Source organism: Flavobacterium sp. K5-23, assembly GCF_023278045.1.
Taxonomy (GTDB): domain Bacteria; phylum Bacteroidota; class Bacteroidia; order Flavobacteriales; family Flavobacteriaceae; genus Flavobacterium.
In genome coordinates this window covers 2,389,284-2,401,725 of record NZ_CP056783.1, presented here as the reverse complement: position 1 = coordinate 2,401,725, position 12,442 = coordinate 2,389,284, and the positions used below count along the sequence as shown (strand labels likewise).

General features: G+C 33.9%; 7 protein-coding genes. 2 read left to right on the top strand and 5 right to left on the bottom strand.

The features are described 5' to 3' along the window. The first annotated feature begins 8 nt into the window (after positions 1 to 8). Positions 9 to 1,091, top strand: coding sequence for an AI-2E family transporter (locus tag FLAK523_RS10460; RefSeq protein ID WP_248903233.1), 1,083 nt, complete (start codon positions 9 to 11; stop codon positions 1,089 to 1,091). Positions 1,092 to 1,182: 91 nt separating this feature from the next. Here FLAK523_RS10460 and FLAK523_RS10455 read toward each other — a convergent pair whose 3' ends face one another. From FLAK523_RS10455 to corA, 5 genes are all read right to left on the bottom strand, one after another. Next, positions 1,183 to 2,562 (bottom strand): M28 family peptidase, encoded by a 1,380-nt coding sequence (locus FLAK523_RS10455; RefSeq protein WP_248903231.1) that lies wholly within the window; start codon positions 2,560 to 2,562, stop codon positions 1,183 to 1,185. 88 nt (positions 2,563 to 2,650) lie between these two features. Next, on the bottom strand, positions 2,651 to 4,750 hold the full coding sequence (locus tag FLAK523_RS10450; RefSeq protein WP_248903229.1) for a glycoside hydrolase family 97 protein: 2,100 nt from the start codon (positions 4,748 to 4,750) through the stop codon (positions 2,651 to 2,653). 196 nt (positions 4,751 to 4,946) lie between these two features. Next, complete coding sequence (locus FLAK523_RS10445; protein WP_248903227.1) at positions 4,947 to 6,131, bottom strand: acetate/propionate family kinase; 1,185 nt, start codon at positions 6,129 to 6,131, stop codon at positions 4,947 to 4,949. A 189-nt stretch (positions 6,132 to 6,320) separates the two neighbouring features. Then, on the bottom strand, positions 6,321 to 8,414 hold the full coding sequence (gene pta, locus FLAK523_RS10440; protein WP_248903225.1) for a phosphate acetyltransferase: 2,094 nt from the start codon (positions 8,412 to 8,414) through the stop codon (positions 6,321 to 6,323). 104 nt (positions 8,415 to 8,518) lie between these two features. Continuing rightward, positions 8,519 to 9,589, bottom strand: a complete 1,071-nt coding sequence (corA, locus tag FLAK523_RS10435) for a magnesium/cobalt transporter CorA (protein ID WP_248903223.1) — start codon at positions 9,587 to 9,589, stop codon at positions 8,519 to 8,521. Positions 9,590 to 9,878: 289 nt separating this feature from the next. Here corA and FLAK523_RS10430 point away from each other — a divergent pair, with 289 nt between their 5' ends. After that, positions 9,879 to 12,437: a zinc-dependent metalloprotease gene (locus tag FLAK523_RS10430; RefSeq protein WP_248903221.1), complete on the top strand. Its 2,559-nt coding sequence runs from the start codon at positions 9,879 to 9,881 to the stop codon at positions 12,435 to 12,437. Positions 12,438 to 12,442: the final 5 nt, after the last annotated feature.

Below are 12,442 nucleotides of genomic sequence, written 5' to 3'. Positions count from 1 at the left end.
GTCCTTATATGATAGAAATTCCAAAAACACCAATAGTTATCCATACCGTAAGAAAGTTTTCCCTTCTTGAAATTCTCCAGTACATTGTATTGATTTCATTGCTACTCTATTATGGGAAAACACTTTTTATTCCCTTGAGCTTTTCGCTGTTGATTAGTTTTATACTGTACCCTTTGTGCAAATGGCTTGAAACAAAAAAAATCAGCCAAAGCGCAGCTATTTTTATTTCTATTATGGGTGTAACCCTATTAATGGGAGCAATTATATATTTACTGTTTTTGCAAGTAATTGAATTTTCACAGGAATGGCAACCCTTCAAAGAGAAACTACTTGAAACCGCAAATCAGGTTAGTATATTTATCTCAGAGCGTTTTGGGATAAGCTTAGAAGAACAATCGATATATTTCAAAAACTCCATAAACAACTCGGGTACCCAAACTATTTCAATGGTACGCAGGGTTGCGTTTATTTTTTCTGAGTCCATTTTTTATATTTTAATAATCCCCGTTTTATCAGGACTTATACTTTATCATCGCAAAATTCTTATGAATGCTTTATACCAGCTATTTCCTGTAAATAAGAAAGAAACCATTCATGAAATTTTGATCGAAACCATTCATGCCTATTATAATTTTATAAAAGGAATGCTGTTAGTCTACTTTATTGTAGGTGTTTTAAACAGCATTGGACTAGCCATTGTGGGAGTTCCACATCCTTTTCTTTTTGGTTTTATAGCAGCCATCTTGACTTTTATACCCTATGTTGGTATAATGATATCTGCCTTATTGCCTATTGCCGTTTCCTGGATCACTTTTAATTCTATATGGTATCCATTAGCCGTGATCGTGGTTTTTGGTATTGTACAAATCCTGGAAGCCTATGTGATTTTTCCTTTTGCCGTAGGAAACCGATTAAAAATAAATACACTTGTAATTATTGTAATGATAATTATTGGTGGTATTATATGGGGTGCTGCCGGAATGATATTATTCATTCCATTTACGAGTATCATTAAATTAATTGCAGATCGAACGGAGAGTTTAAAATCATTATCCATATTATTAGGAGATGGTAATCTTGAAAAAAAATAATATTATTTATAATAGCCAAAAACATAAAAGCTACAAGAAATACTCTTGTAGCTTTTATATTTAAAAACGCAATCTAAAAAAATACATTTCTCTATTTCACAATACCGTTTTGATCTATTAAATAGATTAGGGAAGCCATTGTGGCAGCTCCTAATTCTAGTTCTCTTTTATTTACAGCATCAAATGTATCGTTTGCAGCATGATGGTAATCAAAATAACGTTGTGAATCTGGGTGTAAACCCGCTTTTACAATTGTTTTAGAGGTTAAAGGACCAATGTCCGACCCTGAATGCCCTTTTTCAAAACTATGGATTAAATATGGCTTAAAAAGGTTTTTATAACTTGTGATTTTATTAAAATTTGCTTCGTCACAATCTAATGAAAACCCTCTTGGAGTAAATCCTCCAGAATCACTTTCGAAAGCAAAAATGTGGTTCTCCTTGTTAGCTTGTGCTAATTCTTCGTATTTTTTCCCTCCTCTTAGTCCATTCTCTTCATTCATAAAAAGAACAACACGAATTGTGTTTTTTGGCTTATAACCCAGGTTTTTAAAAATATTTGCCACTTCCATACTTTGCACCACACCTGCTCCATCATCATGAGAACCATCAGCAAGGTCCCAAGAATCGAGATGACCACCTACAACCATAATGTTTTCAGGATGTTCACTCCCTTTTATTTCGCCAATTACGTTATAAGACAACACATCGTCAAATTGTTCACAGGATTGTTTAAAATAGAATGTTAGTTTTGGATTCTTTTTTAATGATTTAGACAATAACTCTGCTCCATTAGTACTAATTGCGGCTGTTGGAATATATTGTGACATAGGAATATCACCATAACTTTGATTACCCGTATGTGGAAAGTCATCCAATCTCAAATTCATAGAACGAATAATTGTACCTACAGCTCCAAATTTTGATGCCTCCTTAGCTCCAGCACCTCTTTGATCCACAGCACCAGAATAGGCTTCAAATGATTCAATTACTGAATTGTCCATCGGGCGGTTAAAAAACACTATTTTCCCTTTTATCTTATCTACTCCTAATTCAGTTAATTCTTTAAGACTTTGAACTTCAATAACCTCAGCAGTCAATCCGTTTTTTGGGGTAGCAATAGAACCTCCTAAAGCACAAATAGGCACACTGATTTTTGTCTTATTATCTAATATAAAAGCAGTTTCTTTTGTACCTCTCACCCATTTTGGCACCATTACTTCCTGAAGATAAACACGGTCAAAACCTAGTTTCTCCATTTCGGATTTGGTGTACTGAACGGCTTTTTCAGCGTTAGTAGATCCTGATAAACGACCTCCAATTGAATTGGATAAATAATCCAACCAAGAATAACATTTTGAATTTGTCAAAGAGGAGTTGTAAATTTCTTTAATCGTTTTGGCTTCATTATTTTGAGCAAGGAGCACCGAACCGTTTAATAAAAGAAGAGCTAAAAAGGTATTTTTTTTCATTTGGAAATAATTACAATTTTTAATAGGTAAATAGAATCGCAATATAATTAAAAATCCTGTAAGGTTTAATGCTTACAGGATTTGGTTTTTATTTAATTGGTTCAAAACTGATAGCGGTTCCTCCGCCGGCAGCCAATTTCAATTTAATTTTTGACTTAGTGGTAACTATCATAGTTCTAATTTTATAAGCAATAGGATTGTTTTTCCAATGAGCATTATTTGCATCTTCGTAAATGGTCGCTTTATACTTTTGTCCTTTTGTTAGGAAATCCAACTTAATTTCAGAGTTTCTTGCATTTTCATCGGTGATTGCACCCAGGAACCACGATTCTTTTCCTTTTTCTTTTCTAACTACCGTTAAATAATCACCTGGTTCTGCTTCTAGATATATACTCTCATCCCAATCTGCAGCTACGTCTTTAATGAATTGAAAAGCATCATTGTATTTCTCGTAGTTTTCAGGTAAATCAGCTGCCATTTGCAAAGGAGAATACATCGTTACATACAAAGCTAGTTGTTTTGCCAATGTAGTATGTACTTGTTCCGTTTTACTTTTATCGTAATGGCTCATTTTTATTTCGAAAATACCAGGAGTATAATCCATAGGTCCTCCAAGTAGTCTTGTGAAAGGCAATATTGTTTCGTGCATAGGTGGGTTTCCAATACTCCAAGCATTGAATTCATTTCCACGAGCAGCTTCGGCAGCAATATAATTTGGATAGGTTCTGCTATAGCCTGTAGGTCTGGAAGATTCGTGTGAATTAATCATAATTTTATAATCAGCAGCACGTCTTGCAACAAAATTAAAATGGTTGACCATAGACTGCCCGTCATGGAATTCTCCTCTAGGAATAATTTTACCTACGTATCCTGACTTTACAGCCGGATAATCGTATTTCTTCATATAATCAAATGCACGGTCTAATCTTCTTTCATAATTAGCAACTGAGCCCGAAGTCTCATGATGCATAATCATTTTTACATTTTTTGCTTTGGCGTAAGCCGTAACCTCATCAATATTAAAATCAGGATAAGGAGTTACAAAGTCAAAAACCTCTTCTTTCCAGTTGCCAAACCAATCTTCCCAACCGACATTCCATCCTTCTACCAGAACTCCATCAAAACCGTTTTTGGCAGCAAAGTCGATGTATCTTTTAGTGTTTTCTGTAGTTGCTCCGTGTTTTCCTGAAGGTAATAAATCCTTAGTCACTGAGTTTTGAGCATTTTGTGAACCTGCATAATCCCAGGTAGCTTTCCCAACGTGCATTTCCCACCAAATCCCAACATACTTCATAGGCTTAATCCAAGAAGTATCTTCAATTTTTGAAGGTTCGTTAAGGTTCAGAATCATTTTTGAGCCTACAATATCTCTGGCATCATCACTTATCATTATCGTTCTCCAAGGAGAAACGCAAGGTGTTTGCAAATAGGCTTTGTCACCTATAGCGTTAGGAACCAATTGTGCATTCAATTTATATTTTTCAACATCAACATTTAAATGCATTATAGGATAATTAACTACCGCCGCTTCAAAAATATTAAGATATAACCCCGATGTAGATTTCATCATCAACGGCGATTGAACAATGTATTTTCCTGGAATGGATTTCACACCAATACCATTATTCATATCTATTTTAGAATTATCAATTTCAGAAAGTTTTGTTTCGTTGTACTCGTACTCATTACTATCAAAATCTCCCGGAATCCAAAATGCTTTATAATTATCCGTTAGATTAAATTGAGATACCTCATCAGAAATAATGAAATAATTAAGTTCGTTTTGTTTAGGGAAATCATAGCGAAAAGCAACACCCTCATCAAAAACTCTAAAAATGATATTCATTTTTACCTTAGTTTCTTTTTGAATAAGAGAAACAGTCAATTCATTATAATGATTTAAGATAGATGATTGCTCTCCTAGTACAGGTTTCCAAGATTCATTAAAAGTTGCTTTTTTAGTATCCATGACTTCAAAATTCGCATCTAAAGCTGCTTTCTCTTTCAGTTTAATACCTAAGGCACTTTCAAGAATGATTGGTTTTTCTTTGTAATTTACGGAGTAGAATGGCTGTCCATTTGTCCCTAACTTAAAATTTAAAATGATTTTGTTTGAAGGGGACTGAATGCTTTGCGCCTGCAATATGCTCATAGCACAAAGCAGGAAAAGGGATAAATAATGTTTCAATTTGTATTTAATTTTTAGTTTTAGTTTTGCTAAAATAGTTAAATATTATTTTCTATCAGAATCTGATTTAACAAACAATACTACATTACACCCTAAACCCTTGAATTCCAAACTTATAAACACAGAACCGTTTATTGGTTATAACGAAAAAAAAGCCTCTCAAACGAGAAGCTTTTTATAGTATAAGAAGTTTATTTTAACCCAAAAGCAAATTATATACTTGCTTTGCAATTTCGATTTCTTCATTGGTAGGAATAACCAAAACTTTTGTTTTAGACTCAGGAAGATTTATTTCACGGATTTCTTTGGAGCGGATTTCATTTTTTTCATTATCTAATTCGATTCCGAAATACTCCATATCAGTACACACTAATTTTCGAACATAAGATGAATTCTCACCAACACCAGCCGTAAATACTATAGCGTCTAGACCATTCATTACAGCAGTATAAGAACCTATATATTTTTTTATGCGATACGCATTCATGGCTAATGCAAGTTGGCAGTTGGCATTTCCTTTTTCAGCATGCGCTTCTATATCTCTTAGGTCACTATAACCTGTAAGGCCTAGCATACCGCTTTCTTTTTGTAACATATTATAAACCTCATCAAGAGTATAACCTAATGATTTGACCATATAAAAAATAACCGATTGGTCAATATCGCCGCTTCGCGTTCCCATCACTAATCCGTTCATAGGACCGAAACCCAAAGTATGATCGATGCTTACGCCGCCTTTTATTGCCGTCATACTACAACCATTCCCTAAATGGATACTGATAATCTTATCGCTTTTATCCAGATATTCTGCAGCTTGTTCAGAAACGTATTTATGACTTGTACCATGGAAACCATAAACCCGAATCTTATTCTCCGTTAATAATCTATTAGGAATGGCATATTTATGAGCCACAACGGGAATTGTCTGATGAAAGGCAGTATCAAATACGGCTACTTGTTTTGCTGTTGCAAATATTTCTTCGGCAACTTCTATTCCTTCCAGATTTGATGGATTGTGCAATGGCGCTAAGGAAAAAAGTTTCTTTATTTGATCTTTCACCTCTTCAGTAATCACTACGGTATCAGAAAAAGTACTTCCTCCATGAACAACACGATGTCCAACAACATCTATCTCTTTAGTACTTTTAATTACTCCAATCTTTTCATCCATCAACAATTGAGCAATCTTTTCCAATCCTTCTTTATGATCCGAAATTGGTAAAATCTCTTCAACCGAATTTGTACTTGTTTTATAGCTTAGATTTGATGTTTCCAAGCCTATTCTATCTATCATACCACTACAAATTACTTCCTTAGAAGGCATATCTATTAATTGATATTTGATTGAAGAACTTCCTGTATTTACTATTACTATTTTCATTGTTTTATTTATTTTCCTCTCCCCGACCCTCTCCGAAGGAGAGGGGGACTGGAAGGATATACTTTGTGTTTATTCCTCTCCCCGGCCCTCTCCAAAGGAGAGGGGGACTGGACGGATATATTTTGTGTTTATTATTTTATTTGAAACCTGAAACTTTTAAACTTTAAACTTTAAACTTTTAAACTTTTTTTACAACCCTTGTGCTTGTATTGCAGTAATCACCACCGTATTGATAATATCATCTACAGTGCAACCTCTACTTAAATCATTTACGGGCTTGTTTAATCCTTGTAACATTGGCCCAATAGCCAAAGCACCCGTTTCTCTCTGAACTGCTTTATAGGTATTGTTTCCTGTGTTCAAATCAGGAAAAATAAGGACGCTTGCTTGTCCCGCTACTTCGGAATTTGGCATTTTGCTTTGACCTATTTCCATATCTACGGCAGCGTCATATTGTATAGGGCCTTCAATTTTTAAGTCAGGTCGTTTTTCACGTACAATTTCAGTAGCCTTTCTTACTTTATCCACTTCATCCCCTTTTCCAGAAGAACCAGAAGAATAAGATAGCATAGCAATTTTTGGTTCGATACCAAAAGCCAAACTTGAGTCGGCAGAAGATATAGCGATTTCAGCTAATTGTTCGGCAGTAGGATTTGGGTTTATGGCACAATCCCCAAAAACAGAAACGCGGTCTTCCAAGCACATAAAAAATATGGACGAAACAATACAAGTATCCGGTTTAGTTTTTATGAATTGTAACGCTGGTAAAATGGTATGTTGGGTTGTATGCGCAGCACCAGAAACCATTCCGTCAGCGTGCCCTTTATACACCATCATCGTACCAAAATAAGAAACGTCTTCCATTAAATCTTTGGCCATTCTTATGGTTACATTTTTATTTTTACGCAACTCGTAATACGTATTTGCATAATCCTCGTAATTTTCGGACTCAATCGGGTTTATGATTTTTACTTTCGAAAAGTCAAAAGCAATCCCTAATTCGGCTACCTTGTTTTCTATTTGTTTTTTGTTTCCAATAATCGAAATATCAACAACATCCATTGCCAGTAATCGAGAGGTAGCAATAATGATTCTTTCGTCACTTCCTTCGGGCAATACAATGTGTTTTCTATGCTTTTTAGCTCTTTTTACCAGATTGTATTGAAACATTTTAGAAGTAATTCCATCAGCTTCAAAAGCACTTAACTTAGTAGATAAACTGTCCAGATCAACATACTTTTCGAATGTATTTATAGATGTTTCAATTTTCTGGGTATTATCCGCATAAATTTTGGACTTTATGTTTCCTATTTTATTTGTAATACTATAGGTCCCCCCTTCTACAGTGATTATTGGAACAATACTTGTCAATCCTTCGATTAACTTTAAAATACTATCCTCTGGAAGAATGTTTCCCGTTAAGACAATTCCTGATACCGAAGGATAATTAGCCGACTCATTAGCTTGTAATGCACCCAAAATAATATCTGCTCTGTCTCCAGGAGTAATTACAAGAGCGTTTTCTTTTAAATGAATTAGATAATTACGCAATTGCATAGCACCTACACTAAAATTACCTACTTCGTTATTCAAAAATTCCTTTCCAAATAAAACTTTAGCACCCAGTTCATCCACAATTTCCTTAATCGTTGGATTATTCAAACTGGAAATAATTGGAATAGCATTAACCAAAACTTCTTTTGGTAAGTTGGATTTTAAACCATTTGTTACTAAATCGATGTTTTCCGGTTGGACTTTATTGGCTATAACCGCTAATACCTCTACATCTTTAACTTTAAAAGAATCATAAGCAAGATAAAGACTGTCTATTAATTCCTCCAGTGTTTTCCCCACACCCGAACCTACAATAATAGTTGGTATCCCCAGGTTTTTAGCAATCAGTACATTCATATCAAGTTCGATAACGGTACCTTCACCACTAAAGCTCGTTCCTTCCACTAAAACAAAATCAAACTGCTCCTCTAATTTTTTGTATTTCTCAATAATCAGATCGAGCACTTCTCCTATTTTTCCCTTATTTTTCTTTTTGATCAGCTTACTTTTGGTAATAGCAAAAGCATCTTCAAAGTCGATATCAAGCCCAAAGTGAGAAATAACAGTCTCAATGTGGTTGTCTAATTTCCCGTCTTCAAAATCTTCAATAATAGGTCTAAAATAACCTACTTTGGCAGTTTTACCTATTAACATACTCATCAATCCAAGAGTAACTATGGACTTACCGCTGTTATGTTCGCTAGTTGCAATATATATCGCCTTATTCATTCTGTTTATTTTTACATTTTTATATCCCAATTCTAATTGGTCAACTTATATTTCACTTTATTATCGTAATCTCTATTTATTATACATTTCACTTCTCACTAATTTCAAAACCAACGTCTCCTTTTAAAATAGAAAATCATTCCTATTCCAATCAAAACCATAATCCCGATGACAGTATAATAGCCATTTTGATATTTTAATTCGGGCATATGTTCAAAATTCATTCCATACACACCTACAATAAAAGTCATAGGTATAAAAATAGCCGAAACAATCGTCAGGGTTTTCATTATCTCGTTCATCTTATGTGTTTGTGAGGAGAAGTAAAAATTAGAAGCACTTTCCAGCATTCCCATATCCGATTCAATTTGTTCCAATAGTTCCAAACTTTTTTGATGCAATCTGAAGAAAAAGGTGAAATTTTCGGCTTCAATTAAATTGAATACATTGTCATCTTTTATACTTTTTATGGCAAATAAAGAATCCCGAAGAGGTATAATAGAACGTTTCAAGAAATTATAATTGTCTCTGTGTTTTTCAATATTCACTAAAATTACTGGATCTGTGCTTATTTTTGAAAGTGTAATAAGCTCTTCTACCTTAGACTCTTCATTCTCTAAGGTGATATAGAAATTCTCCATAATAGAATCTAGAAGGATATACAGTAAATAGTCCACTTTTTTGGTTCTCACTATTCCGGTATGCTTCCTGATTCTTTCTCGAATATGCGTAAAAAAATCAGAACGTTTTTCTTGAAAAGAAATTAACATTCCATCTTTAATTAGAAAACTGATTTGTTCGAGATTAATATTATCAGAGTGTTCCGTGGGTAATATAGACTTTATGTTAAAAAACAAGGTATCAGAGAGTTCTTCTAGCTTTGTTCTTCTTGAAGTATTTAAAATATCAAAAAGCATAAAATCGTCAATTTTAAAATAATCCCCAATATTCTGAATTAAGTCTGCATTGTTTAATCCGTGTAAATTAAGCCAATTTGTTTTGTTTGTATCGATGTACTTGTCTAAATCAGACAAAGTGAAATCCTCATATTCATCCATAGACGAATCATCAAAAACGAACAATTGCATCTCCGATTCTTTGCTTGTATGTATCCCGGTATATTCTAGATTTAAATGCGGTAATCTTCTTGATTTTTTATATTTCATTATAAACATTTTACACCATAAAATTACGGAAATCTTTTATAAAAAAACGAATCATTATTATTATTCATTTTCTTAAAAACAAATCAGATAACAGACTTTATTCTTGTTCCAAAACAAAGATAGTTCAAAAGAATAAATCCATTTATGAGATAAATCATGTTATCGAATAATATGATTCGAATGGCAATAATTATAATATTCAAAATTAAACATACAAATACAATCATAATCTAAATTATATAAATAAATTTGGATACTAATAGAAACTAAAATCAATCTTTTTAATACAAATAAACAAATGCAAAAAAAAATAATTTTAATTACCACTTGTCTCCTTTTGGGCCTAAGCCAAGGAACATTTGCACAGAGCAAAAAAAAGAAAAAAAAGGACACGGATGCCGTTGCAACAGTTGACACAAAAAAAGCTGATGTCAAAAAAGTACCAAAACCGTACAACAAAGTTATTGACTCTACAGCAGTCACTCAAAGAGGATTGATTGACATTCATAAAATGGATGACAAATACCTTTTTGAAATTCCGGAATCACTTTTGGGAGCTGAAATTATGACGATCACCCGATATTCAAAAACTCCAGCTGGAGGAGGAATATTTGGTGGAGAAGAAATCAACAGACAAGTAATAAAATGGGAGAAAGGACTTAATAACAATATCCTTCTTAGGTCAATTACTTATGTAATAATGTCCCCAGACGAAGACAAGCCAATGGCTCAAGCGGTTAAAAACTCAACTTCTGATCCTATTATCGGTAATTATGATGTACTGGCTTATAAAAAAGATGCATCAGGAAAAATCACTGGTTATGTGCTAGATTTAACACCAACATTTGATGCTGATGTTCAAACTTTTTCATTAGATCCAATTAAGAAACAATTGTTAAACATACAATCGTTTCAAAAAGACAGGTCTTTTATTTCTAAAGTAAGTAGTTTTCCAATAAACACAGAAATTAGAAGCGTAAAAACATTTACAACAACACCACAAAAAATCAACACCACACCAACACCAAAAATTGGAGTTGATGTACCATCTGCTTTGGATGCAGGAGTAGTTACATTAGAGATCAATACCTCAATGATTCTACTACCAAAAACTCCAATGCGCAAAAGAACATTTGATGCCCGTGTTGGGTATTTTGCAAATCAACACGGTGTCTTTGAAGAAGAATCACAAAAATCAGAAACCGAAGTATTTGCAGTTAGATGGCGTTTAGAGCCAAAATCAGCTGAGGATGCACAAAGACAAAAAAACGGTGAATTGATTGAACCTTTGAAACCTATTGTCTACTATATTGACCCAGCTACTCCTGAAAAATGGAAAAAGCACATCAAACAGGGTATAGACGACTGGCAAGTTGCCTTTGAAAGTGCGGGTTGGGAAAATGCCATTAGAGGAGAATACTGGCCAGAAAACGATCCTACAATGAGTTTGGAAGATGCCCGTTTTTCAGTATTAAGATATTTTGCTGCCGAAATTAAAAATGCATATGGACCAAATGTTAATGACCCTCGAAGCGGTGAAATATTAGAAAGCCACATTGGTTGGTACCATAACATTATGAGTCTTTTAAGAGATTGGTATTTGATTCAAACAGCGGCTGTAGATCCAGCTGCAAGAAATAAGAAATTTGATGACAATTTAATGGGAGAATTGATTCGTTTTGTTTCTTCTCATGAAGTAGGACACACTCTTGGTTTACGTCACAATATGGGAGCTAGTTCAGCTACGCCAGTTGAAAAACTAAGAGATAAAGATTATCAAGATAAAAACGGACATACTTCTTCTATTATGGATTACGCTCGTTTTAATTATGTAGCTCAGCCAGAGGATGGAGTAACTGCTTTATTTCCAAGAATTGGAGATTATGACAAGTGGGCTATAAAATGGGGTTACTCCTATTTTGACGATGCGAAAAGCGAAAAGGAAGAAAAAGCGATTTTGAATGAAATGACAAAGGAAGCATACAAAAACCGTCGTTTATGGTTTGGAACTGAAACTAGTCCTTATGACCCTAGATACCAAACAGAAGACATAGGTGATAATGCTATGAGAGCATCTGAATACGGAATAAAAAACCTAAAAAGAATTTTACCTAATTTGTTAGAATGGAGTAAAGAAAATGGGGAAAGTTATGCTGAACTAGATAATCTTTATAATGCACTTCTAGGACAATTTAGAAGATACATGGGACATGTAACCAAAAATGTTGGAGGGATATACGATTCTCCTAAAACATATGATATGACAGGAAATCAGTTTGAAGTTGTTCCTAAAAGCATACAAAAAGAGGCAGTAGCCTTCTTGAACACCCAATTATTTACTACCCCAAAATGGTTAATGGATCAAAATATCCTTTCGAAAATAAATCCAGAAAGCGGTGTTGAGTCTATTAAAAGTATGCAAGACGCAACTTTATCCAGTCTTTTGGCAGGAGACAGAGTGGTAAGACTTATTGAGACTTCTTCTACAAACAAAAACAACTATTCTATAGACGAATTAATGGATGATCTTAAAAATGGTATTTTTTCAGAATTGAAAAGCAACACCTCAATTGACATCTATCGTAGAAATATACAAAAACTGTATGTTGATAAAATGATTGGATTACTAAAACCTGGAAATGCAAGTGTAAGATCAGTTCCGGTGGGTGTTACTTATGGTTTCACCACTAGAAACGTAAATTTAAGTCAAACCGACTTGCCATCTGTATCTAGAGGTCAGTTAGTAATCTTGAAAAACGAAATGAAATTAGCTGCAACAAAGATGACAGATAGAATGAGTAAGTTTCATTTACTTGATTTGGTATCCAGAATTGAAAACGCTTTAAATCCTAGATAAACAAA